A 25,138-nucleotide genomic window follows, 5' to 3' on the forward strand; every position below is an offset into this window, starting at 1 on the left:
AGGCGAGTATCAGCCGAGCTGACTCTTTCACCGAACAAGAAACCTGCTCCCAGTCTGTCTAAGCACACAATAACGCGGCCCAGACAACCAGGTTCACGGGGCCGGGATATCCAACCGCAACATTAAAGGAAGCAGCATATGATATCTCACGCGGCGAGCGGGTCCGTCATAGAGCCCGGCATCACAGAAGGAAAACCGCTTCTGGGCAGGGCGGTTGTTTTGACCGGCGCTGGCCAAGGCATTGGAGCCGCATGCGCGATTGCCGCCGCAAACCTCGGCGCTAAGGTCGTGGTCAATGACATTGATGGCAAGCGTGCCGACGAGACCTGCGAAACAATCCGAAAGCGCGGTGGCATAGCTTTGGCGAACTCGGAAGATATCAGTCAATGGCATCAAGCAGGAAAGCTCATTGACGCGTGCGTTGAGGAGTGGGGTAGGATTGATGGCCTCGTCAATAATGCTGCGCTGTTTCGGATGGCACGGCTCGAAGAGCAGAGTGAAAGCGATGCGCGCGCCATGCTGGAAGTAAACGTTATGGGAACATTGGCCTGCGCAGCCCATGCTATCACACACATGCGCCGTCAAAACGCCGGTTCGATCGTGAATGTCACTTCCGGAGCTGAGATGGGAGAAGAGGCGATGGGAGCTTATGGTGCTACCAAGGGCGCGGTAGCCTCCATGACTTACGCTTGGGCGGTGGAAACTTCCGGCACTCCAATCAGGGTTAATGCCATTTCCCCGGTCGGAAGAACCCGCATGAACGAGGAATGGTCTGGTTACCGGAGCAAGCATCTCCCAGAATCTGTGCAGTTAGATTCCGAGCAGACCGTGTTTCCATCGTCAGAGAGCAATGCGCCGGTTGTCTGCTTCCTTCTTTCGGATCTAGCCTCTGGAGTCCATGGGCAGGTGGTCCGCACCGAAGGTAAGAAGCTTTCGCTCATGTCTCATCCTGCCATTGCACTGCCAATTCTTAATGACGACTGGACCTTCATAAAGATCACTGCGGCGTTCGATCGCGAGTTGAAGCAGCGACAGCTTCCGGTTGGAATGGCGGAGCTTGAGTCTATATTTAAAGCTGTCACCTAGTGTTCTGGGCAATAATTGACCTATCCGGACATGGCGGGGCGTACGATACGGGAAAGTCAGTTGTTCGAGTTGTAGGGATCGCCGGGGACTCGCTCATCATTGGCCTTGCAAACCCAGCGTGGCCGCGACCAGCGAATGCTCTTTGGCATCCGACCGCTTAGAACCCACTAGGATGGGCAAGCGGTATGCAAAGCAGAGATCAAGCGACTGCACGACGGTTCCGGCGCCAAATTTTTCGCGCAGCATTTGGCGAAAAATTGCCCAGCCGCGATACGATGGAGGATCATTGTGACGGAAGCAGAAAATTCGAAACCGTGGCAGTGGCCTGATAATCAGTGGTGTGACCGCGTCAACCTAGTCCGCGCAGGCAAGCGATTGACGCCACCATGGCCGGAAGGCAAGCGCTGTGCTGTCGCTCTGTCGTTCGACGTGGATCATGAAACCAACGAACTGCGAGACGGTGGAAAATCCATCGCTCGTCTATCTTGGGGGCAATACGGGCATCGGCGCGGAATGCCGCGCATTATGTCTTTACTCCATAAGCACGATGTCATGGCGACTTTTTTTGTCCCGGCCGTCGCTGCAAAGCTGTACCCAGAAGAGCAACGTGCGATCGCGGAAGAAGGCCATGAAGTTGGTCTGCATGGTTGGATTCACGAGCGCAATTCAGAACTCCCTGCAGCGGACGAGCGCGATTTGATGTTGCGCAGCGCAGAGGCGCTCGAACTCATTACGGGCGCTCGCCCGTGCGGAATGCGCACGCCGGCGTGGGACTTCTCTGAAAAGACGCTTTCTATTGCCCGTGAGATGGGGTTGACTTATGACTCATCCTTGATGGCCGATGATAGTTGCTATGAACTGCTGGAGCGAGGCGAACGGACAGGCATTGTTGAAATACCCGTCGAATGGATTCGAGATGACGCCGCATATCTTTGGCCGACTGCCAACATGTATGGTCCTGCGCCGGATGATGTCCTGAAGATTTTCATGCGAGAGTTTGAGCGGGCATACGAGGAAGGGGAGATGTTCCAACTCACGCTGCATCCCCACGTTATTGGCTATCGCTCGAGAATCTGGATCCTTGAAGAACTGATCCTTGCCGCCAAAGCCAAGGGCGATGTGTGGTTCGCAACCCACCGACAAGTGGCCGAACATGTGTCGGCGGCGTTGTAGTCCTGAGAGGGGCGGGAATAGTTCCTCACACTGACCCGCTCCAATTGCGAATAGCGTCACGCGTGAAAAGATGAACGTCTTAACAAGGACGCGCTCTTCAGCCTGTGTTCCCGAAGCTCCACGTCCTCCTGCGTCCCCAAACTGAAGGCCGAAAATTCATGTCCCATTTCATCTTCAACACGACTAAGAGCATCCAGTTCGGTACCGGAATTGTCGCCAAGCTCGGTGATATTGCCCGCTCGACAATCGGAACGCGCGTGCTTTTAGTCACCGACCCTGGCATGATGAAGACTCGTATTGTCGAGCGCACAGTGAAAATTTTGAGTGCTGCTGGTGTGGAGGTATTGCTGTTCGAGAAGGTCAAAGCCGATCCTCCTGAGGAAGTTATTTATTGCGCAACTGAGATGGCTCGCTCTTCCGACGTCGCGGGCGTCATCGGGTTGGGCGGCGGCTCGTCTCTCGATGTAGCCAAACTTGTCGCAGTGTTGGCGAACGGCGGACAAGAGCTTAACGCCCTTTACGGCGTCGGGAATGCCATGGGTCCGCGCCTACCGCTAATTCTCATTCCAACTACGGCGGGAACGGGCTCCGAGGTGACACCTATTTCCATCGTGACGACAGGCACTTCAGAGAAGATGGGCGTTGTCTCACCTATCCTCCTGCCGGACGTAGCCTTGCTCGATCCGGAGCTCACCTACGACCTTCCTTCGAGCGTTACTGCTAGCACGGGAATAGACGCCATGGTTCACGCCATTGAGGCCTTTGCCTCGACCAATGCGAACAACAATCCGATTTCCCGATCGCTCGCAATCCAGGCGCTGAAACTCTTGAGCGGCTCACTGCTCGACGCTGTTCGCGATGGTAAAAGCGAGAAGGCGCGCAGTGATCTGTTGCTTGGCTCCATGTTGGCTGGCCAAGCATTCGCCAACTCACCGGTCGCTGCAGTTCATGCGCTTGCCTATCCGCTCGGCGGGCACTTTCACATTCCACATGGCCTTTCCAATGCGCTCGTTTTGCCGCACGTCTTGCGGTTCAATGCCGCGACCGCGCATGAGGCATACGTCGATCTCGTGCCTCATGCCTTTCCCGCACTCGCAGTACTCGAAGGTCGTGAGCGGGTAGCCGCCTTCTGCGATGCGCTTGGCGCGCTTAGCCGCGACTGCGGCCTTCCCCAGACATTGCGTGAAGTGGATATCACTCAGGACCAGTTGCCCCGTCTAGCAAAGGATGCGATGAAACAAACGAGACTCTTGGTGAATAACCCGCGAGCCGTGACGGAAGGCGACGCCTTCGCGATCTATCGCGCAGCACTTTGACGAATTGCCTGAAAACTTGAGAAGGGTCGGACGGCGGACAAAAGCTGAAGCTTTCTCAATGGAAATTTCGCGTCTACGGATCAATTCCGCGCGGCATCAACAGGCGTTGCAGCGCTTCGCCCCAACTAGGACACTGTGCTACGGCAAGAGGAGACAATACCGACCAGACCTGAGGCAGTCTTGACGAGATCAGGATCGCTTAAGTGCCCGGCCAAGCGGAAGGCCAGCAAGTTGTCTGGCATACGCCCGTAGAAACGACCCCGCGCCAGTAATACTTGGCTTGACCCCGGCTAACACGAGCGCATGCCAGATTGTCACCAGGTTGGCGGTGATAATTGGCCGCCCTGAAACGTTCTCGAGAATTTCGATGCGAGCCAGCGAACTAATTGCTGTACAAGGAAGCAGAATTGGATCGTGAGAGCTTAGCGTTGATGAGACTCGGGCCAGTTCACTTTCAATATCTATTTCGAAAAAGCTTCCGCGCGCGGGTGCTTTCATGTGCCACACGCTACCCACGCTGATTCCAGCTTCAGAGAGGAATATGACAAGTTTTTCTGCTATCTCAGGTGAATAGGGCAATAGCACATCTACCTTTGTTGAGCCCAGGATGTCGAGCGCTGCCAGAAACGCGATCGATGTACTCGTTGCCGGCACGCCGGCACTTTCCGCCAGCAATCGCGCTTGGTTCCGTGCGTAGTCTAACCCCTTCAGAAAGCTAGCTGAGGTGCACCCCCATACGACCGAATTGCATCCTGCTTCTCCCAACTTCAATGCGGCCGCCCTCAGTAGACTTTCGTCTGCTAGCCCTTCATAATATCGGAAGTCATAGATTTCAGTATCAGGCTCGGGTGTCTGCACAGAATTATACTCGACGTTGGCCAAGTGTTGCTCCACCAGCCAATTCGAGATCAAAGCATCATCTATGATTTCGAACGGAATAGGATTGCGAGTGGAAACGGGTACAATGGCACCGATTTTTTTTACACTTTTCGAAGCACCTGCCGACATGTTTCTAATTCACTCCCGATCATATTAATGATTTGTTCTAAGACCGCTTGGACTTGGTCATCTTATTGGCCAGAACCTCAACTTTTACGTGTGTCGTGATACCACGTTGTGGCCACCTATTATTAGGGAAAGACGAATAGGTTTCGCTGCAATTTTTGGCAAGCGACGCAGAAATACGGCGCATCCGCTTCATGAACTCCGCTAAAATGCGGAGCAGCAGGTCAGACGCGGCCAGGCAACCGCTCCGGCCCCCAGCCGGAACCGTGTACCTTGGGGCCTTTGAACACTCGCGTGGTACAACCATCTAAAGTTGCACCGCAGATCCGGTCGGCCGGCTGCAATATTTGGCAAGCCCACTGCGAAGAAAGTCGGCAACAGCGATTACGCGGGCAGTGACGTCTGCGTGACGCTCGGTCCGTGCAACTGACGCGACAGAACGAAATCCTCCTTCCATATGCAAAGCGCATCCTCGCGCTCAACGACGAGGTCGTGTCACTTTTCGTCATCCCCGAAATGAACGGCATAATCCAGATTAAGGCTCCTGACGATATAGTAAGCCTGATGTCGCCTGGCATCTTGAGACAGCTCTCAGAAACGTGGCCACGGCTTCAGGTAACGGTCCTGTCATCGGCTAATCATCGCGGCGCTGATGGTGGTGGTCCTCCTAACCTTGCGTTATACAACGCCCTAAAAGCGGAGCCGGCTGAAAAGGGCCAGAGGAGATCGACGCCCAGCATTTCCTCTAGCTTCCTGATCTGCATGGATTTAGCTGACGTGGTGGGCGACATCGCAACCTCCGCCAAAGTGAAATTCCCACGCTCTACAATGTGAACGAATGTCCGCAGGAAATCGAGACCCAGTGTCGGTAAAGGTTCTGGAGTGTTGATGTTCATCATGTCTGCTCGTCAAGATGGACGCTTTGCCCGGAAACTAATGTGGAGAAAGTGTGAGTTTGCTGCATGATGCGCTTTGGAAAATATCACGCACCTATCCCTTTGCTGACCGGCCATACAGTTGTTCATCTGCTACGCCCTATGCGGCTGCACTTGAGCGGCAAGCGGCTATAGAGCGTTTGCCAGATTTTCCTTCGTCCGGCGCACAAAAGCTGCAATCAAAAATTGCTTGCGCAGGAATCCCGCACAACACGGCGCTGGTTCGCTGTGTCACAGGTTTGACAATGCAATAACCTTAGTGGGCGCGTGAGGCAATCTCATGTACGACTTCATTATCGTGGGTGGCGGGTCATCTGGAACCGTTTTGGCCAACAGACTTTCGGCCGATGCCAGCAAGCGCGTCCTCCTGGTCGAGGCGGGAGCTGACTTTCCGCCAGATTCCGTCCCTGACGACATTCTTGACGGTAACCCAACGAGAGCTTACTTCAATCCCCGCTACCAATGGAAAGATTTCGACGCAACCATGGAGCAAGGCCACCGTGCTGCCGAGCATTACGAGCAGGCGAGAGTAATTAGTGGAGGCTCCAGTATCAATGCGCAAGTGGCTAACAGGGGTGCGCCGGCCGATTATGACGAATGGTCAGCGAGCGGAGCGACCGGCTGGGATTGGGAATCCGTGTTACCCTTCTTCCGCCGTCTGGAAAGCGATCTTGATTTCGACGACGAGTACCATGGCCAGGACGGCCCGCTGCCGATTCAGCGCATAAAGCGGAGCGATTGGACCGGCTATATCAAAGCCGTCTCTGAGGCCTACCTTAGAAAGGGCATTCCCTTCGTGTCCGATTTCAACGGTGAATTCATGAACGGCCACTCAGTCGTTCCGCTGACAAGCCGAAATGGGCAGCGTGTTTCTGCGGCCATGGGTTACCTGACATCGGCCGTAAGGGCGCGTCATAATCTTCGAATATTGGCTGACACGACGGTCACCAAGCTTACTTCCGTCGACGGGGCAATCACCGGCATTGGAACGGAGAACAAAGAGGGCCGCGTGACTTACGAGGGCGCCAACGTCGCGCTTAGCGCAAGCGCACTACATCCGCCTGCGCTCGGGTCCCTCTATTTCTGGGTCAATCGTTCATATTCAACGGGATCGGTGCGGCTGAAGGGCCCGTCGCACCTCATAGGACCGGACGTGCAGTTCAATATGCTTAGTGACGAGCGCGATTTCGATAGATTGAAGTCGGCCTTCTGCTTCATCTCGCGTTTATTGTTTGATTCAAATCTGTCCTCCGTAGCCATTGCCCCTTTCCCAACAGCTTGGACCGGGCGTGCCAAGCAGATCAGTAGGTACAGCCGCCTGAACTACGAGCTAACCGGTATCGTTGCCGCTCCTATGGACTCATACGGCCTCTCATTGATTAAAACCCATTTGCCCATTCTCGCCCGATGGACATGATGCGCCAAGGCTGGCTTTCGATCTTTCGCCATGCGTCGCAGCAATGGGCGGCGATGTCGTCATAGGATTTGAAGACACGGTTGGAGAGCCAGTTCTCTCGCATGAAGAGCCAGAGGTTTTCGACCGGGTTCAGCTCTGGCGATTTCGGCGGGAGCGGTAGGATCGTTATGTTTTCGGGCACGACGAGGTTGTTGGACATGTGCCAGCCCGCCTGATCCATGATGAGGATGGCGTGGGCGTCTTCGGCAACATGGCGGGCGATTTCGGCCAGATGCTGGGTCATGGCGTGTGTGTCGCACCACGGCATGACGAGAGCGGCTGCCTTGCCATGCTTCGGGGCAGATCGCTCCGAAGATGTAGGCCGATCTCGTGCGCTGATCGTGCGGCGCTGAAGGTCGCGTTCCGCGTCTGGCCCAGCGGCGCGTGATCTTGTTCTTCTGGCCGATGCGAGCCTCGTCCTGGAACCAGATCTCTATTCTTTTGCTTTTGGCGGTTCCGGCGGCAATTTCCGCCACTGCGGCAGGGAAGTTTATGGAATGGCCCGCCCTTTCACCCAGCATCGAGTAGGATGCTGATATCCGGAAGGAGAAAGGAACGAGCGAATGTCTATTGCTATCCTCGGTGTTGATCTGGGCAAGAACTCTTGCAGCATAGTTGGCGTCGACGCGGCCGGTGCGGTGGTCGTTCGTCGAACAATGCGCCGACAGACGCTGATCGACTATGTGACGAAGCTTCCGGCCTGTGTGGTCGCAATGGAAGCATGCTGCGGTGCGCATCAACTGGGACGCCTCTTTATGGCGCAAGGCCACCAGATCCGGTTGATGTCGCCGGAATACGTTCGCCCATATATCAAAGCGCAGAAGAATGATGACCGCGATGCCGAGGGGATCGCGGAGGCCGCCTCACGACTGACAATGCGCTTCGTCGAACTCAAGAGCCAGGAGCAGTTAGACATCCAGACGTTGCATCGGGTGCGTTCGCGCCTCGTAGCCGAACGAACGAACCTCCTCAACCAGTTGCGGGCGATCCTGCTGGAACGCGGGGTGATCTTCCCGGCGGGCCGGCGAAGATTCGAGCTTGATTTGGATTGTATGCTTTCCGAGGGCAATGAGAGCTTGTCGGCGCGCATGCGTCAGCTGATTTGCGAGCTGCGTGCTGAATGGAAGGAGCTCGACGCGAAGATTGGGGCGCTGAACGACGAGTTTGTCCAACTGGCTCGTAACGATGCCGCCACACATAGGTTAACCTCGATCCCTGACATTGGGGTGCTCAACGCGACGGCTTTGGTCGCGGCAGTGGGCAATGCCAGCAGCTTTGCCAAGGCCCGAGACCTCGGCTCCTGGCTTGGATTGGTTCCGAGGCAATACAGCACGGGCGGCAAACCTCGGCTGCTCGGGATATCGAAGCGCGGCAATACGTATCTACGAACTTTGCTGATCCACGGCGCCCGTGCGGCACTCCCATCACTTTCGAAGAGCGATACGCCGATGGGTCGATGGTTGAGGCAATGATCGAGCGAGGCGTACACCGTAACGCCGTGGTAGTGGCGTTGGCCAACAAGCTGGCACGCATCGCCTGGGCCGCTTTACGCAAGGAGACATCTTTTTGTCAATCGGCCCTTTAATTGCGGGTGTTTGTCAAGCGCCTGCAACATCCTTGCCGGGGTCATGGTCCTTTCCGAGGTCGTTGCCTCATGATGTTGTTCGGATCGAGTGCTTCAACGTGTCCATCGATGTGCCTGTTGGGCCATCAGCCGATTGACCGAAGTCACCGCAACCACCGTCCCGGCGGGGACATTGCAGACCCCGTCTAGGGCCTGCAAACTCGAGTTTAGTTCAAGCGGTTTTCTGAGCACTCCATTCAAAGGTGGTGCCGTCGACCCAGATGCAGTGAAGGATGACAGCGAGCTTTCGGGGCAACGGCGACCTTGGCCTTTTTCATCCCGATGCGCTTCGCTAGCCGCAGCCCCCACGCCTTCAATGTGCACCATTTCTTCGTCCTGTGCAGCAGGACCGACGCGGCCTCGAACAGATACGTTCTTAACAGTCGATCGCCCCATTTCGATGTCTTGCCGTTCGTGTCGCTCTCCCCAGATTGCTTTCGCCTGGGTGTCAGACCGAGATATGCGCCAACCGTCGCGGCCGATCGGAACCGACTCGGATCGTCGATGGTGTGACGGAACGTCAGCGCTGTGACGACGCCGATGCCTGGCACGGTCATCAGCCGACGGCTTGTTTCGTCGGCGCGTGCAAGAGCGGCGATCCGCTTGTCGAGCTTCTCCTGTTCGCCGCAAACTTGTTCATGAATGGAAAGCAGCGGGGCGATGACATCTTTGAGAGCGTGTTCGGCATCGACCAATTCCGCCACCTTACGCCGGAACATCGATCCAATGGCGCGATCGAAGAGCAGTCCATACTCCTTCACCATTGCTCGTATCTGGTTTTCTATCGCTCGTCTTATTTCGATCAGGCGCGAGCGGGTTACGAGCAGGGAGCGAACCTGCTGGCTCTCGGCACTCTTGACCTTCACCTCCCTGTACCAACCGATGCGAACCAGCTCCGCTAAGCCTCGGGCATCATTCTCGTCGCTCTTGTTCATGCGCACCGATAATGCGGCTTTCGCGTGCCGTGCGTCGATGCAGACGACAGGTAGGTCGATACGCCTGAGCTCATGCCACAGCCAGCTCGACATAGCTCCAGTTTCAAAGCCAATGCGTTCCGCAAACGGCGCTTTCCTCCGGATCAGCTCTGCCAAGGCTCCGGGATTCGACTTAGCCCTACCTTCGAAGATCGGTCTTCCGGTCTCGTCCACGACACAAACGGCTGTTTCCCGTTGCGATACGTCCAGGCCAACATAGTGTTTCATGCGAGTCTCCTTCGAGGATGGGGCTCAAGTATTGAGCGTCATTCGAAGAACGAAGGCGAGCAATTACGTCATCGTGTAGTAACGGGACCCCTTATCGGCTCCCAAAAGGGGGTCTGACGCAATCTCGATGACATCAGGGTGCTCCCACAATCCGTGCCTCAAGCAAATCGAGCTTTCCACGTCCGTACATCTGGCGCTTGATAAGTTTCAGCTTGGTTATCTGGCCCTCTGTTTGGCCGTTCGACCAAATTGAAGTGATTGCATTCTGAACGGCTGCTCTGTCGCGGATAACGCCGTTGGCGAATGACGCGACCAAGCTTGTTTCTGCGCGGTCAATCCACGAGTCGAGATCATTTCTAGACTTGCGCCGCAGCATCTCGTGAAAGCTCTCCACGACATCTCTAGCTTCGACAAGGTCTGGTAGGTGCTCCTCGATCGCAGCGACCGTCATCGTTTGCGCCTTGGTCAAATTGTTGCGTTCAAGGGTCATCAGGCGGGCGATGGTGCGCGCCGCCGGCGCGTGGCCGAGCCCGTTCTCGGCCTTTTCGGCCCGCCTTCGTCGTGTTGCCCATTCCGTAACAACCCGGAGACCTCCGCCAAAACCAGCCAGCCGAAGCTGCCGCCACAGTTCAGCGCCGTTTCGTGATCCCGCATCCCATTGCGCTTCAAGCCAGGGTAGGTGTGGTTCGAGCGAAGTTTGCCGGACTCGGAAGATGTCGGTCCTTTGACCACGGATGACACTGCGAACCAGCTTACGGCTATGCCCGGTTCTGCGCATGATTTCCTTGATGGACACGCCATCGCCGACGAGTCCACGAATGACAGAGTTTGTCTCCTCACGTCGCAGATATCCCTCATATTGCAAGCGCTCGGCGGCAGTCAAAAGCCTGGGATTTACGGTTGCGGTACCGACTGCCATGCGGACCTGCCGCATCGACTTGCGAACGGCGTCAAGAAAGGCGTGGCTAGCGTTTTCCATGAGATGCCAGCGGTCGGCGATCTGTTCGGCTTGTGGCAGGGCTTGCGCAGCGGCCTGTGCATATCCGCCGCCGCGGTCTCTTGCCACGATTTCGATTTGCGGCTGCTCGACCAGCCAGGCCTTTGCGGTCGACGGTTCTCGGTCGGGCAACAACGCGATCGTCTTTCGCCGTTCCAGATCGCAGATGATCGTGCCATATCGGTGATTGCGACGCCACGCCCAGTCATCAATGCCGATAACGCTCGGCGGCGGCGGTGGCGGACGATCATATCGCCGAACGGTTCGAAGCAGCGTGTCATTGCTAACCGGTAACCCGAGACGATCTGCGAACCGTGCTGCTGGCCGACCGCCCAATGCCAAAGCGAGATGGTGAACCAAGGTCTCCAGGCGTGCTGTCCGGCGGGCCATGGGTCGGATCACGCCATCACCGAAGCGCTCGGCGAAAATCTTTCGGCGGCAATGGACGACATCACAGACGAAGCGTCGGACCGTCAGATGCAATTTGATCCTTCGGCCCGCACACGGCAGATCGGTGATAATTCGAGCATAGCGACTGTGTACACGATGGGAGGTCGTGCCGCATTCGGGACAGCTGCAACCTCGGGACTGACCATGTGCAGTGACGACGATTACATCGGGTCTGTGATGCACTGCCTCCACGTTCAACTCGGCAGGGATTAAATCGGAAGGCTGAAAATAGGCTCGCATGGTGCTGATTCTCCGTCGGGAACCAGGCCAGTAGAATCCGAAACATCATCGAGAATGAGTCAGACCCCTTATTCCATGCCTAATCACACCCATGGGATCTGGTGGCGGCATAATCTGCGTCTGGAACATGCCCTATCGCGCATGTAGCTCAACGAGGTTTGCAGGAAGGATCGTGAAGATGGCCCGACAGTTGACCGGCGTTTGGAAAGCCCGATTAAAAAAATGGCACTTGATGCCGAGAAGTTTATGGGGCTCCACACGCGCGGATGTCCATCTTGGCCATGGGTGTAACCCATGAGACCGTATACGTTGACGCAGAGTGATCAGAACACCGTAAAATCCTCTTGCAGACGGGCGGGCCATACGTTTTTTAAATTCCTCAATGCTTCCGGGTCCTGTGCATGATGTTTCGGTCGTGTGGCGAGCTTGCGGTAGCCCATGGCCCGCACCTCGCGGCTCAGCGTTTGTTCGCTGACCGAGACGCGCAATTCTTCCCACAGCCATTGGACCAGATCGCACAGACGCCAACGCACTGGCCTGCGCCAGGGCCGCACGTTGGTGATCGTTCAACCGCGACTGCTGACCGGGAGCCTTGCCATTGATCAGACCATCAGGACCGCGTGCGTTGAAACGTATGACCCAGTCCCGCACGATCTGGAGCGTGACATTGCCCAGCCGCGCCGCATCCGAACGAGAACCGCCGTCATAGATCACGGCAAGCGCCAAAAGTCGCCGTGCCTGAGCGGCATCCTTGGTCTGCCGCGCCAACCGCCGCAGACACTTCCCGTCAAAATCTCCTCGTAGTGAAATCGCTGAAGCCATCGCAAACCTGCAGTTTGCACCATCGATTCAGATTCATCACATTTTGGGGCGAGCGAGTCGAATTCAGTGAGGAGCCGTATTATGCATAACGTCATAGTGAACGGCGCGGCAATTCCGGTAATCGGGCTTGGAACCTATACCCTTAAGGGCGAAGTGTGCTCGGAGTTAATCGCGCATGCACTTTCGCTCGGCTACCGCCATGTCGACACCGCATCAATCTACGACAACGAGGGCGCGGTGGGCGAGGGACTGCGATTTTCCGGCGTACCGCGCGACGAGGTCTTTGTTATAACCAAAGTCTGGTATAGCGATATCGCACCGGGAGATCTGGAACGATCAGCAGAGGAGAGCCTGAGGCGACTTGGCCTAAACGCTGTCGACCTGCTACTGATCCACTGGCCTCACCCGGAAATTCCGCTGGCCGGATCCATTAAGGCGCTGAACGCCGTTCGCGATTCCGGCATGGCGCAGTACATCGGTGGGTCGAACTTCCCAACCGGGCTGCTTTCGGACGCGGCGTGCCTGTCGAATGCTCCGCTGGTGGCCAACCAGGTCGAATATTATCCTTATCTCGATCAGACCAGGGTTCATGCCGCCTGCCGCGCGGCCGGCATGGCGATGGTCGCCTACAGCCCACTCGGCCGAGGCGGAACGCTGCTCGAGGAGGCGGTAATCAGGGAAGCCGCCAAGTTGCACCTCAAGAGCCCGGTGCAGATCGTGCTTAGATGGCACGTGCAGCAGGCGGGCGTGGTCGCCATTCCGCGCACCGAGCGCAAGGAGAGGCTGGCGGAAAACATCGACGTATTCGTTTTGATCTTTCCGGTGAGGAGATGGCCGCTATCTCGCGGCTCCGGTCGCGCAATCTGCGCTTCTACGTTAACGAAGGTTACCACTCGCCAAAATGGGATATGCCTGCCTAGTATCTTCTTCGCGGGCATACCCGATGGACAAACTGGCGTTGCCCGCGACGCGATAACGGTGCCACTGACTATTCGCGCTATCCATTGCACTAATGGACCCGGCATTAGGATGCCGGGCGGGTGATGGTGCCTTCTCAAGGCGGCGGGATTATGCCCCTAAGTAATACAAATTCTCCTCACCGCCATGCGCGCGATAGCGCGGAGTCGAGAGCAGCAGGAAAAATTTTTCTCCACCGCCTGTGCTGACCTCGCCATGGTTGGCAGGTCAGCTGCCTTAGAAATTTGGTCGCAGTTAGATGCCGATGACGGATTAAGAAACACTGTCCCGGCAAGTTCGGGGCTGAGTCCCAAATTTGGAAATCGCTCTGCATTTTGCAATGGAATTCGTGTCCGCGACTCCGAAACTCGACACGTTTGGCCTAGGCCGTAGTGCTAAAATAACGGATTAGGATTGAACTAATCCGATGATGCGGAGAAGTGTGCATTTGAGGAGCTCTCCTTACGGGATGTTGGGGAACCAAGCACTGATGAGCAGCCTGACTGATGCCCAACGCTCCGGCGGGACTAGCCCGCTGCGCCGCCGCATAATCGACGTGACGCGTCGCAACCGTATCACGCGCAGTCAAAGTGAAGGTTCCGCCCGCAGCACAGTTATTCATCCATGGCTACAGTAGCCGTTTTCTTCAACTTAGGCCCTATCTTGAGCACATCCGCCTTGGTCGTCGTGAGTCCTATAGACCTTCCGTGCCCGTTCTCTCGGTTTTTAGAGAGGGAGAAGATCCATTGCGCCGTTGTGGGCGACATTGCTGCATCAGCTCATCGAGTAGCTAACGCCGTCGCTAAACCGTCTCTTTGGCGATCACTCCGGCAGGCGGTAACAACTGGCGGTTACGGAGCTGTCGCCGGTCGTTGGCAAAAAGGTCGCAACAGAACCTTCAAATAACTTTACAGAATCTTTGCTACCCAAATCACAAACAATGGGTAAGTTCACTGGAAGTCTGATGGTTAGACACGGTTGAGAAAGCTGATGCGACGCAAAAATGCTGTCCGCAGCGGAATCAGCCCCGGCCTGAGAGCCAGTCCAGCTCTCATCCAATAGTGGAGTGCTCTGTAATGAGAACCTTTGGAACTTACATTGTTGAGTTGCTGGTCGCCAACGGAGTCGAGCTCGTTTTCGGCATTCCCGGAGCACATACGATCGAGCTTTACCGCGGCCTGCAAAACACAGGTTTGCGGCACGTTACGTCCCGCCATGAGCAGGGCGCCGGTTTCATGGCCGACGGATACGCCCGGGTCAGCGGCAAGCCTGGGGTCTGCTTCGTCATCAGCGGCCCGGGAGTGACCAACATCGCGACTGCGATGGGGCAGGCCTATTGCGACTCGATCCCACTGCTAGTGATCTCCGCGGTAAATCCACTCGGCGCGATGGGCTCAGGTGCCGGCTATCTTCACGAACTTCCGGATCAGCGCCAGCTGATGCGGCAGGTCAGTGCCTTCAGTCACACGGTTCTGACGATGGATGAGTTCGAACTGGCTCTTGCGAGAGCCTTCGCGATTTTTGGTTCTGCCCGGCCGCGTCCAGTTCACATAGAGATTCCCACGACCTTGCTGCGATGCGACAGCACGTCCTTGGGAGGTGCGCGCCGCTTTGACCCGCCGGCCCGCCCGGGCATCGGAAAGGAAATAGCGGCTGCAGCGGCAGAACTGCTCGAAAACGCCGGTCGGCCGGTGATAGTGGCTGGTGGAGGAGCCAGGCGCGCAAGTGTTTCCATCAGGAGTCTAGCCGAAGCCTTACACGCGCCGGTATTGATGACCGTGAACGGTCGCGGAATCTTGTCGTACGCGCACGAGCTAGCTGTTCCCATTATTCCTGCCAGCTCGCCCGCCTTCGAACTGCTGAGCAAATCCGACGTAGTTCTAGCGATCGGTACCGAAATGGGGCCGACCGATTTCGGGGACAAGCTCTTCGATCTCACCAGCTTCTCTGGCAAGCTCGTCCGAATAGATATCGACCCTGAACAGGCGGTGCGTGGCATGCCCCCGGATCTGGCGATCGTGGCCGATGCGGCCGAAGCCGTCGAACAAATCAGTGCACTGATCGCGTGTTGCGGTGCAGGAGGCAGGGGGAAGGGACGCGCGGCCGCCGCACGGGCAGCGGTGGCGGCGTTAGCCACGCCCATGGAGCAGGCGGGCCTGTATTTACTATCGGCGTTACGCGACAGCGCGCCAAGTACGATCATCGTCGGCGATTCCACCCAACCAGTCTATGCCGGCTGCATGGCATTCGGTGCGGACGCGCCCGGCACCTTCTTCTGTTCGGCGACCGGCTACGGGACGCTTGGATATGCGCTGCCCGCCGCGATAGGCGCTAAAATCGCAGCTCCGGACCGCTCCGTGGTTTGTGTCATCGGAGACGGTGGACTTCAATTCACTCTCGCGGAAATGGCAACCGCGACCGAAATTGGCTGTCCAGTCATCATGATCGTCTGGAACAACAACGGCTATGGCCAGATCAAGACACATATGGAGAATGCTGGGATCAAGCCGGTCGGTGTTGACATCTTTACACCTGATTTCCGGAAGCTCGCGCAGGCCTTTGACTGGCACGCTGAGATACTGGTGGGGCTCGAAAACCTTGGTGCCTGTCTGGCCGCGGTCAGGGGGTGCAGCAAGCCCTCTCTGATCGAGATTGTAGAGACCTCCTAATCTAGTCTCACTGAGTCACAAAAATGGGAGATTCGCGCGTTGCGATGATGTGTTAGCGTAGCGATTCGTGGTCAGCAGGAGCGAGCTGAGATGAATGGCCTGAGCAGAGGAAGTGAATCAGACTTTGCAGCTTATGTCGAGGGGCTTGTCGATGTGATCGGCCATGCCGATCGAGCCGAGCCGCTGAAAGATTACTGCCTCGGCCTCATGCTACCGGTGGAGCGCAAGAGTGTCGAGCCTTTGGCGGCGGTAACGGCGCCGGCGCGAGTATCGTCCAAACATCAGTCGTTATTGCATTTCGTCGGCCAAGCGCCGTGGTCGGATGAGGCGCTCCTGCGGCGGGTTGGCGATTTGGTGCTGGCGCTGATCGAGCGACATGGGTCGATTGAAGCGTGGATCGTCGACGACACCGGATTTCCCAAGAAGGGCAAGCATTCGGTCGGGGTTGCGCGGCAATATTGCGGTCAGCTCGGCAAGCAGGACAACTGCCAGGTCGCGGTCAGCCTTTCGGTCGCCAACGTCGCAGCGAGTTTGCCAATTGCCTACCGGCTGTATCTGCCCGAGATTTGGGCCGGCGATGCCGAGCGGCGGCGCAAGGCGAAGATCCCTGACAGCGTCGCATTCCAGACCAAGACGGCAACCCGGGGAGGGCCCGTTGCCACCCAAACCTTGGCGCGGAAAGGATCGCACTCGATCAGATCCGCGCCGCCCAAGCGGCCGGAGTTACATCCGGCGTGGCGTTGGCCGACGCCGGCTATGGCGCCGACGGCGCATTCCGCGCTGGCCTGTCGGCGCTCGGACTCGACTACGTCGTGGGCGTGCAGCCGACACTCAGTGTCTGGCGAAATGATGGAGGCTTCAAGATTGTCCGTCTGACGATCAAGAAGCGCATGCGCACGACGCTGACGGCAATACGGGAAACGCTGATGCGACGACGCCATGAACCAATGGCAAAGGTAGGTCGGTGGTTACGGCAAGTGCTACAGGGGTATCTTAACTACCATGCGGTGCCTGACAATCTGCGACGATTGGGAGGGTTCCGCTGGGAAGTTGGTCGAGCTTGGCGACACGCCTTGATGCGCCGAACCCAGCGACACCGCTTGCTTTGGGATCGTTTCCAAAGGCTCGTCCGCAAATACCTGCCACCGTGCCGGCTGATGCATCCGCATCCTGATGCTCGGCTTACCGTCACTACAGCCGATAGGAGCCGTATGCGGTAGTACCGCACGTACGGAACTGACCGGGGGGCGATGGGTAACCATCGTCCCTACCGGGACCACTGAACCGGCCATAATATGGAATCCATCCCCGAAGGAGTGGATTGAGCTGTTTGGCTATTTCAGCTAGCGTCCCGGGCGTCTGCCGCGGGATGTTCAAGCTTTTGATCATGGCCGCCAGCTTCGCCGAGGAACGCCCGCAGAGCCCGGCTGACCATCTCGCTGATCGTCGTTCCTTCCGCCGCTGCCCGCGCCCGGACGGCATCGACCAGGTTCGGCGGAAGCTTGAACGTCACTGCTGCGGCTGGCTCGACAACCGGCACGGGGCGACCGATCAACTGCGCCTCCTCGAGGTAACGATAGGCCTGACGTCGGGACATTGCGAATTCGCGCGACAACGACAAGGCACCCTCCGTCACACTCAGCCCGCGCGCGAGTAACCCATGGGCCGTATTGAGACGTTCCGCTTTTTGCGCATCGGTCGATCGCGACATGTGACATATACATATTACTTTTTGAGACGAAGATCAAGCACAGAACGAGAACGATCGAGTGGAATCGTCCGCTCGAACGTAAAATTACCTTTTGCGATCAGGGGGTGACAACGCCCCCTTGCGGAGTACCGCGTGTTCGCTCGACGACTTCTCCGTCCTTGGGCGACCAACTTCGCTGATGCGTCGCAACCCCGAGCACAGCAGGTTCTCAAGGAAAAAGACAAAGAGGCCGCCAGCATCTCTTACATGTGGGGCTACCGTAGCGGCGAGGACAGCCAGCAACCGATTGTGCTGTTCGATTATCAGCCCGGCCGCGGGCAGGAACACCCGCAGGCCTTCCTTGGCGACTACCGTGGCATCCTGATGAGCGATGGCTATCAGGCCTGGCGCACGTTGAAAGGCGCCACGCATGTCGGGTGCACGGCCCATGCCAGACGGAAGTTTGTCGATGCTCTCAAAGCGCGCAAGACACCCGGTGGGCCGCCGGCACAGGCCATCAAGTTCTTCGACCAGCTCTACCGGATCGAAAGGCAGGTGCGGCTCGAAAAACCCGACGACGGCGAAACGCGAGATCATTATATACGCCGCTTTCGCCAGAAACACACCATCGCGGTCCTTTCCGCCTTCAAGGAATGGCTCGACAAAATCGCGCCGAAGGTCGTGCCCGACACCAAACTTGGCGATGCCGTCTCCTAGTGCTCAATCAATAGGACTACCTGACCCGCTACACCGACGACGGCAGCATGCCGATCGACAACAATTTGCTGGAGCGTGACATCAGAGTTTTTGCCGGACCTGAGTCATTGCGCACTCCTTCTCTAAGTATCTGTAAACATTGGAAGCGTCTCCGCGTCAGCAATGCGACACGGACGGCCCTTTCGGGCTATCGCGGCTTGAACCGTCGGCGAAATCAGGTCGCTGGCCCTGATTTGATACGGCGCACCGCGAACCACCTGTTCGGCGGACAACACCTTCATCTTAATCAGATGGCGTATCCGATGATTGGTCACGCCTAATGCCGCCGCAGCCTCGGTGATGGTCAGCCATTCGCCGTCTTTGTCGGCTGATTTGTACGCGTGGATCGCACGTACCCGCCTTACCGAAGCGACCCGGTGCGCGGTCCAGGTTTTTCCTTGCCCCGTGGGCATGCCCATTCGATTGAGCGACGCGGCGATATGTTCATCGGACCAGCGACCAGCCATGCTGCGCATCACCGCAAGGGCATCCTCCGTGGTGGCACAACCGTGTTCACCAGTCCGAGGCTTGCGGACCTTGAGCTCCGAATGCTGACCGCCTTTCCAATGGATCGTCAAAACCACGTCACGCACCGCATCGTCGACATCAACGACAATGTCGGCAATCAAAGTACGAAGCAATTGCTGGCGCACCCGCATGGTCACATCGGGCGATTCCCAGGCCGTGTGTAGATTATCGGTAAGGTTTGCAAAGGTGCCCGGGTCAACCTCGATGGTTGAAGGACTTTCGGTAGGCTTGCGCACTTCCAGATCGCGCACGCGGCGTAGCGCGGTTTCCCAATTCTTCTCAAGCCGCGCGGCAATGAGACGGTTATCGGGATCGCATGCCGCATAGCGACGTTCAGCCAGGCTGGCCTCGTAGCGAGCCTGGTCGTGAAGGTGGCGCTGGTCTTCTTGCCGCTCCCGGTGCATCCGCTCTGCTTCAAAGGTCGCTTCGATCGCTAACGGTTCTACCGCGCGCAACAACTCGCGCGCAACCGCCGCATCGACCTTCGGGCCGCCGAACGTCATGCAACGGGGCAAGCCCATCATCAAATTCTGTTTGTAGCAGCGATAGACAGGACTTTGTGGATTGCCCCTATAGGCAACACTCAGTCGCCGCCCACACCGTCCGCAGGTTAGGAGACCCGATAATAGCGCTTTGCCGCCGCGGCCCGATTTAGTCCCGCCCGAGCGGCCATAATTATTGAGCGCCAGTTGCTGTTGGTTGCGCTCGTACTCGTCCCAGCTGATATAACCCTCGTGGTGGTCCCTTATCATCACCTCCCAGGTTCCAGCCGGCTTGCCGTGCCCGTAACTGCGGCGTGCTCGTCCATCAACGATGGCAGTGCGCTTCTCGCTCTTTCCATAGACGTAGACGCCGGCGTAGAAAGGGTTTTTGAGGATGCCGATCACATTGCGATAACGGACTGGCTTCCAGACGAAGTTGGTCATGCGACCTTCATCCGACGGTCGTGGAAAGTGGATCTGATCTTTCGTCATCGACAATAGCACCTGACGGGCGCTTCCGAGCTCATGGAAGCGGACGAAGATGGATCGGATCACATCTTGCAGACGCAGATCGGGATCAAGTCCAAGCCCCGCCTCCCGATGCCAAATGTAGCCGAACGGAACGGAAAGGCGTAATTCGCCACGCCGCGCTTTCGATCTGGCGGCATCAAGCATGCGGGCTCTCAGCACGCCCAATTCGAACTCGCTGATAGATCGTACTGCCGTCGCTGGCTTTCCAGATTGGTCATGACCTGCGACTGTGTGGATTGCCGCACGTAGACGACAGCCTTGCGCGCGAGTAGCGCTGCCGGCATCAAATCAGTGCTGGTCATCGTTGAACTCCTCGACGACCAGACCGGCCGCCTGCATCAGCAGGCAGGCCAGAGTTAATATCGCCGTCTTGCGATCCTTGTCGCTCAGTCCGTCGAGCGTCCGGGCTTTGAATATCAGGTCGAGTTGCCGGCCCGACGCCGGCGCGAGCGTATTGCGGGATCTTATCATGGTCCTCCTGAGTGATTCTACGTCCACTTCGGAAGTGTGCAGGCTTGTCGCCGCCGGTGACCAGCCTGTTCAGTTCGATCAGCGCCGCAAGTTCGACGCGTGGCGTTCCCATGATCATGCCGCTGCACACCGCAGGATCAATCATCCATCCCGAAATCGAGACCACGACACCTGTCGGCCCCAAGACCTTTAGAAACCGTCCTGTCGCTCGTTCTTCGGCACGGCGAATGGAGACCCTCTGGCCGAAATACGGATGCCAGCGATAATGAACCTCGACTTCATCGCCGACATCGGCAGAATGAACGGGGCATTGCAACTGGAAGAAAGAGTTCTTATGACCATTATCAAGGGTGGAGGCACACTTTAAAGCACCGCTCGCTAAGCAGGCAGCGTACAGCGTCACGTCACGATCGGGATGGGTCAGAGCGCCGGAAATACTCGGCGGTTGCTCAAACTCTTGTCCTGGGGTTGGCTACCCAATGGTGACGATGCGTCGGAAGGCTGCCTCGATCTGGCTGCGGACATAGGAATAACCTGTCCAAACTTTTTTCCCGAGGATTCCTTCTCCGCTCCCAACGCCCTAACCATTCCCGATTGTTGATGTCAGGTAGCATTTCAAATCGTAAGGGAGACTGTTGCGTCTTCAGATCTACGAGCAACATCCCGGAGAAATCCAACGAGTTCACGCGCAATTGCAGTGATCGCCACGGTAGTCTTTTTGCCTGACCCGATCAGCTTTCGATAGCTAGCGGTCAACCGCACCTGAGCTTTCCATGCAATGTCTTTGATGGCCTGCGAAACGTCGGGGCGACGTTTATGCATCCAGTTTCCAACCTTGGCATGTCCGCGATAAGACCAAGCGGCTTCGAAGAGCAAGGCGCGTAGGGCAGAATTGCCCGTCTTGGTTATTCCTCGTGGCCGGACGGATCCACCGCTCGAGTGTTCCCCTGGCACCAAGCCGAGGTATGCCATGAGCTTCCGCGGGCTGTCGAAACGCGAGAATATACCGACTTCGGCTACTAACGTCGCGGCAATGACCAAACCCACACCCTTGAACGCCTGCAGATTAACTACAGTTCGCGCCAGGAACCAAGTTTGCGAAAGGAGTGCGATCTGTTCCTCCAACTCCTTCTTGCGGGCCTCGGCCTGTTCCAGCCGATTTAGATAACTTTGAAATGCGATTTGCTGCGCTTGGTGTTGGAAATGTCGATTGCGTAGCCATGTCCTATGCCTTGAAGTCCAGCACTTCGACGAATATCGCAGGTCATGCTTCAACAAAAAGAGTTGTATCAATGTGCGTGCTTTCCGCGCATCGTGAGAAGCAACAGATCGAGCCCGCACCAGGTCCCGCATCGCCTCATGCACTTCGTCAGGTACCCAAACGAAGGTCAGTTCGCCAGCACGCAACAGTCGTGCGAGCAACATAGCATCGCGAGTATCGTTCTTTTGCCGATTGCCTGGCCGAACAGGGGTATGGCTTGGCGCAACAACCCTGCAGTCAAACCCGAGTGCTTCAATCTGTCGAAATACGTTGTATCCACACGGGCCAGCTTACAAGTTTAGAAATCGCGTCCGGTTCGTTAGGAATTGTGCCGATGAGACGAACCTCACCCAATCTCCCGGCGTCGGCAACGGCGACGGAGATCGCCTCCTTGTGGACGTCCAACCCAATATATGCATCGTAATCAGGCATGATGAAAGCTCCTTCTCCCGGCCGAAATGGCCGCCGGCTACGCTGCGCTCTGAGCGCCACTTCGCAAGGAGAAATGGTCATAGCATCTGGCTCTTTAGCGATACAGTCCAGGGGGCCAAAGCCAGTGCCGTCATCTACAGCTTGATGCTGACCTGCCGGGCATGTGGCGTCGAGCCATTCGCATGGTTGAAGCACGTCCTCACCGAACTGCCGCAGCGCCCCGAGCTGTGTCCCGTAGAACACGTCTATGTTCGGGATCTGACACACTGGGTCGCACCCATTTCGTCGTTGCGGCACGAAACAAGTGGATTCTCAAATGCTCGCACGCCGTTTCGGTGGCACGCCGATTGCACGGGACATTGTGAAAGTCCGTTCCGATTGAAGCGGTCTCCGGCCGAAGGCTCAACATGAAACTTGCTCGAACAATCCAAATCAATGCGATGGACGCTTCACGCGCAGTCCGGCCACAGAAGCTTGCAGCGCCCGTGGCGGATGCCCCTGTCATTCCCCAGTAGCGGCGTTGGTTACGTTCGCGTCTGGCGGGCGGCAGCGAGGACTGTCCCAAGCAGATTGGACTACGGCTTCGCGGCGAGCCGGATAAGGCTGCCTGCAGTCCGTCTTCCACGGAATAGGGCGCGTTATGATGGTATTCGCACTAACTTCGGGTGGAAGGCGGCGAGCCATTCGAGCGGATCGTCGACCCGCCATTGAGCGCGGCAATTCTGACGCGGCAACGATACGATGCTCAGGGAAATACTGCGCCATTGAAGCGTAGACGGCGTTCGGCCGAGCTGATCTGTTCGATCAAACAAATCCGGGCGCATGAACGCAATAACAAGCCAAGCATCTAAGGAGTAGACTTATGCGAATAGCTGTCGTGTGGAACAATAATCGCACGGGTGTGATCAACCGGTTTGGGCAGCTTCGTTCACAGTACCACGAACGCGAGATGGTCGAAAGCGTCGCGTCGGCACTGCAAGAGGGCGGCCATGAGACGCTGCTGTGCGAAGGCGACAAAGAAATGCTCGCTACGCTGGAGCGGTTCATGCCGCCCGATCCGCAAACTGGTCCCTCGGGGTTCGTCTTCAACATGGCGTACGGAATTCAGGGCGAGTGTCGTCTCACCCACGTTCCCGCCATGCTAGAGATGGCCGGCATTCCGTACACCGGGTCGAGCCCTCTCGGGCATGGACTGGCGCTCGACAAGGTCATTACCAAGAGGCTCATCCGCGATGCCGGCGTGCCAACGCCAAACTTTCGCGTGATGCGTCGCGGCACCGAGAGTACCCACAACCTCCGATTCCCGGTTGTAGTGAAGCCCCGTCATGAATACAATAGCGTCGGATTGCAGCTCGTCCGTGAGCCTGCTCAGTTGAGGCAGGCTGTGGAAGTGATCGTCACGCAGTATGCGCAGGATGCCCTCGTGGAAGAATACATCGAGGGGCGGGAAATCTACGTCGCACTGCTGGGAAACGGAGAGCCAGAGGTATTGTCTCTGGTGGAACGAGATTTCGGCGACCGCACAACGCGTCTCTATACTTGGGAAGACAAAGAGAATATTGCGGTCGCGGCGCCGCAGGAGATTTGTCCGGCGCAAATCGCAAGCGAGCTCGCGATGACTCTGGGCAATATTTCGATTGCGGCCTTCGGTGCCTGCGAGTGCCGGGATTATGCTCGCGTCGATCTCCGAATCGATCTCACCGGTAGGCCCTTCGTGCTAGAAATCAACTCCATGCCGGCTATCGGATTGCACAGCGCGTATGTTCTGGCCGCGACGAACGCCGGAAATAGCTTCTCAACTCTCGTCAACCGCATTATCGATATCGCCCATATGAGGTATTTCGGAATCGGCATTCCCTAGGCCGAACGCACACATCGAGCCGACGCGCACCTGTAGGCACCATTTCGGCCGACGATGGTAGTTGCCGACGCGCTCGCCGAAGAAGGTATTTCGGTTGAGGTGATTGACCTAGATGTGAGCTTTCGGGAGGTTGTCCACTCGGAGCGGATTTAGGAGACTGGAGTTACCACACCTCAGTTTTCCAGGATCGCTCCGAATGAATATTCATAAGAATGCCCGACTGACGCCGTTGCGTCGAGAGGAAATGGCCGTGGCTGTCATCGAGGGTCATCTGTGCCAAGCGCAAGCTGGTCGGGTCTACGGGGTCTCGGCGAAGATCGTTTCGCGCTGGGTCGAGCGTTATGAGGTCGACGGGCGCGACGGGATGACGGATCGCTCATCGCGCCCCAAAACCAGTCCACGACAGACGGATGACGGTCTGGCCGGGCGGATCATCGCTCTTCGCCGAAAGCGTTGGACCGGCAAGCATATCGCCATGGAAACCGGCGTGTCGCCCGCCACTGTCAGCCGTGTTCTCAAGCGTGCAGGCCTGTCGCGGACAAAGGATGTAGCCCCTGCCGAACCGGTCGTGCGCTATGAGTATGCCGAACCGGGCGGCCTCATCCATCTCGACATCAAGCGTCTTGGCCGCTTCGATCGCGTCGGACACCGTATCACCGGCGACAGGACAGGCCAGAGCAACTCCCGTGGGTCGGCTGGGAATACGTCCACGTCTGCATCGACGACGCCTCCCGCATCGCCTTTACCGACATCTTTCCCGACGAAAAGGCCGTCAGTGCCATTGCCTTCCTCAAGGCCGCGATCGCCTATTACAAGGGCTTGGGCATCACCGTCACCCGGGTGATGACCGACAACGGTTCCTGCTACAAGGCCAAGGATTTCGCAAAAGCCTGCAAGGTGCTCGGCCTCAAGCACATCCGCACCAAACCCTATACGCCAAAGACCAATGGCAAGGCCGAACGCTTCATTCAGACCGCCCTGCGCGAATGGGCCTATGCACGCTCCTATCCCTCCTCAGAGCATCGAAAAGCGCACCTACCCAACTGGACGCATCTCTACAATTGGCACCGCCCTCGTGGCAGCCTAAACTCAAAGACACCCATCAGTCGCCTCAATCGATCCAGTGACAACATGTTGACGCTCCACACCTAGAGCATCGTACTTTTAATCGAACCCATAGCCTGCGGCTCTGAA

Annotated in this window: 14 protein-coding genes and 10 pseudogenes; 13 read left to right on the plus strand and 11 right to left on the minus strand. The window is 57.2% G+C overall.

Features of this window, described 5'->3' with window-relative positions; translation table 11 throughout:
- Positions 1-138: 138 nt before the first annotated feature.
- The 3 genes from CCGE525_RS35675 (at position 139) to CCGE525_RS35685 (ending at position 3,575) form a co-directional block, all read left to right on the plus strand.
- Positions 139-1,086 carry an SDR family NAD(P)-dependent oxidoreductase gene (locus tag CCGE525_RS35675; RefSeq protein ID WP_120709016.1) on the plus strand — a complete coding sequence of 316 codons (948 nt, stop codon included), beginning with the start codon at positions 139-141 and terminating at the stop codon, positions 1,084-1,086.
- 288 nt (positions 1,087-1,374) lie between these two features.
- Positions 1,375-2,259, plus strand: a complete 885-nt coding sequence (locus CCGE525_RS35680) for a polysaccharide deacetylase family protein (protein ID WP_120709017.1) — start codon at positions 1,375-1,377, stop codon at positions 2,257-2,259.
- Positions 2,260-2,417: 158 nt separating this feature from the next.
- A complete protein-coding gene (locus CCGE525_RS35685) occupies positions 2,418-3,575 on the plus strand; it encodes an iron-containing alcohol dehydrogenase (protein ID WP_120709018.1) in 1,158 nt (385 codons plus the stop codon).
- A gap of 189 nt (positions 3,576-3,764) precedes the next feature.
- Here CCGE525_RS35685 and CCGE525_RS35690 read toward each other — a convergent pair whose 3' ends face one another.
- The gene (locus CCGE525_RS35690; RefSeq protein WP_120709019.1) at positions 3,765-4,583 is read right to left on the minus strand and encodes a maleate cis-trans isomerase family protein; all 819 of its coding nucleotides are present in this window, start codon (positions 4,581-4,583) and stop codon (positions 3,765-3,767) included.
- Positions 4,584-5,218: 635 nt separating this feature from the next.
- Positions 5,219-5,479: a helix-turn-helix domain-containing protein gene (locus CCGE525_RS39990; protein ID WP_425375934.1), complete on the minus strand. Its 261-nt coding sequence runs from the start codon at positions 5,477-5,479 to the stop codon at positions 5,219-5,221.
- A gap of 50 nt (positions 5,480-5,529) precedes the next feature.
- Here CCGE525_RS39990 and CCGE525_RS38660 point away from each other — a divergent pair, with 50 nt between their 5' ends.
- Together CCGE525_RS38660 and CCGE525_RS35700 are read left to right on the plus strand one after the other, a co-directional pair.
- Positions 5,530-5,769 (plus strand): hypothetical protein, encoded by a 240-nt coding sequence (locus CCGE525_RS38660; RefSeq protein WP_162950429.1) that lies wholly within the window; start codon positions 5,530-5,532, stop codon positions 5,767-5,769.
- A 26-nt stretch (positions 5,770-5,795) separates the two neighbouring features.
- Complete coding sequence (locus CCGE525_RS35700) at positions 5,796-6,932, plus strand: GMC family oxidoreductase (RefSeq protein ID WP_120709020.1); 1,137 nt, start codon at positions 5,796-5,798, stop codon at positions 6,930-6,932.
- On the opposite strand, the pseudogene CCGE525_RS35705 reads toward CCGE525_RS35700, so the two are convergent.
- Positions 6,895-7,462: pseudogene (locus tag CCGE525_RS35705) on the minus strand (IS630 family transposase); the annotation flags it as partial. The gene CCGE525_RS35700 and the pseudogene CCGE525_RS35705 sit on opposite strands and share 38 nt — an antisense overlap.
- A 72-nt stretch (positions 7,463-7,534) precedes the next feature.
- On the opposite strand from CCGE525_RS35705, the pseudogene CCGE525_RS35710 reads away from it, so the two are divergent.
- A pseudogene (locus CCGE525_RS35710) lies at positions 7,535-8,556 on the plus strand (IS110 family RNA-guided transposase).
- Between the two features lie 211 nt (positions 8,557-8,767).
- Here CCGE525_RS35710 and CCGE525_RS35715 read toward each other — a convergent pair.
- From CCGE525_RS35715 to CCGE525_RS39370, 3 genes and pseudogenes are all read right to left on the minus strand, one after another.
- A pseudogene (locus tag CCGE525_RS35715) lies at positions 8,768-9,797 on the minus strand (IS110 family RNA-guided transposase).
- Positions 9,798-9,930: 133 nt separating this feature from the next.
- On the minus strand, positions 9,931-11,484 hold the full coding sequence (locus tag CCGE525_RS35720) for an ISL3 family transposase (protein ID WP_120709023.1): 1,554 nt from the start codon (positions 11,482-11,484) through the stop codon (positions 9,931-9,933).
- 350 nt (positions 11,485-11,834) lie between these two features.
- Positions 11,835-12,306: pseudogene (locus CCGE525_RS39370) on the minus strand (helix-turn-helix domain-containing protein); the annotation flags it as partial.
- A gap of 81 nt (positions 12,307-12,387) precedes the next feature.
- Here CCGE525_RS39370 and CCGE525_RS35735 point away from each other — a divergent pair.
- The 3 genes and pseudogenes from CCGE525_RS35735 to CCGE525_RS35745 all read left to right on the plus strand — a co-directional run.
- Entirely contained in the window at positions 12,388-13,350 is a 963-nt protein-coding gene (locus tag CCGE525_RS35735) for an aldo/keto reductase (protein ID WP_342637465.1), read from the plus strand.
- 989 nt (positions 13,351-14,339) lie between these two features.
- The gene (locus CCGE525_RS35740) at positions 14,340-15,932 is read left to right on the plus strand and encodes a 5-guanidino-2-oxopentanoate decarboxylase (RefSeq protein WP_120709025.1); all 1,593 of its coding nucleotides are present in this window, start codon (positions 14,340-14,342) and stop codon (positions 15,930-15,932) included.
- A gap of 90 nt (positions 15,933-16,022) precedes the next feature.
- Positions 16,023-16,777, plus strand: a pseudogene (locus CCGE525_RS35745) (IS701 family transposase); the annotation flags it as partial.
- A gap of 346 nt (positions 16,778-17,123) precedes the next feature.
- Here CCGE525_RS35745 and CCGE525_RS35755 read toward each other — a convergent pair.
- The gene (locus tag CCGE525_RS35755; protein WP_245472395.1) at positions 17,124-17,321 is read right to left on the minus strand and encodes a group II intron maturase-specific domain-containing protein; all 198 of its coding nucleotides are present in this window, start codon (positions 17,319-17,321) and stop codon (positions 17,124-17,126) included.
- On the minus strand, positions 17,272-17,643 hold the full coding sequence (locus CCGE525_RS35760) for a ribbon-helix-helix protein, CopG family (protein WP_120709027.1): 372 nt from the start codon (positions 17,641-17,643) through the stop codon (positions 17,272-17,274). Before CCGE525_RS35760 ends, CCGE525_RS35755 begins: the two co-directional genes overlap by 50 nt.
- Positions 17,644-17,844: 201 nt before the next feature.
- On the opposite strand from CCGE525_RS35760, the pseudogene CCGE525_RS35765 reads away from it, so the two are divergent.
- Positions 17,845-18,434: pseudogene (locus tag CCGE525_RS35765) on the plus strand (IS66 family transposase); the annotation flags it as partial.
- 27 nt (positions 18,435-18,461) lie between these two features.
- Here the strand turns inward: CCGE525_RS35765 and CCGE525_RS35770 are convergent.
- The 3 genes and pseudogenes from CCGE525_RS35770 to CCGE525_RS35785 form a co-directional block, all read right to left on the minus strand.
- Positions 18,462-20,221, minus strand: a pseudogene (locus CCGE525_RS35770) (recombinase family protein).
- A complete protein-coding gene (locus tag CCGE525_RS35775; protein ID WP_120709197.1) occupies positions 20,208-20,387 on the minus strand; it encodes a hypothetical protein in 180 nt (59 codons plus the stop codon). The pseudogene CCGE525_RS35770 and the gene CCGE525_RS35775 overlap by 14 nt, the downstream one beginning before the upstream one ends.
- A 618-nt stretch (positions 20,388-21,005) precedes the next feature.
- A pseudogene (locus tag CCGE525_RS35785) lies at positions 21,006-22,083 on the minus strand (IS110 family RNA-guided transposase).
- A 45-nt stretch (positions 22,084-22,128) separates the two neighbouring features.
- Here CCGE525_RS35785 and CCGE525_RS35790 point away from each other — a divergent pair.
- The 3 genes and pseudogenes from CCGE525_RS35790 to CCGE525_RS35805 form a co-directional block, all read left to right on the plus strand.
- Positions 22,129-22,302, plus strand: a pseudogene (locus CCGE525_RS35790) (transposase domain-containing protein); the annotation flags it as partial.
- A 643-nt stretch (positions 22,303-22,945) separates the two neighbouring features.
- Entirely contained in the window at positions 22,946-23,944 is a 999-nt protein-coding gene (locus CCGE525_RS35800) for a D-alanine--D-alanine ligase family protein (protein WP_120709029.1), read from the plus strand.
- Positions 23,945-24,140: 196 nt separating this feature from the next.
- Positions 24,141-25,096, plus strand: a pseudogene (locus tag CCGE525_RS35805) (IS481 family transposase).
- The last annotated feature ends 42 nt before the right edge of the window (positions 25,097-25,138 follow it).

The sequence above is a fragment of the Rhizobium jaguaris genome (assembly GCF_003627755.1).
In the GTDB taxonomy this organism is placed as follows: domain Bacteria; phylum Pseudomonadota; class Alphaproteobacteria; order Rhizobiales; family Rhizobiaceae; genus Rhizobium; species Rhizobium jaguaris.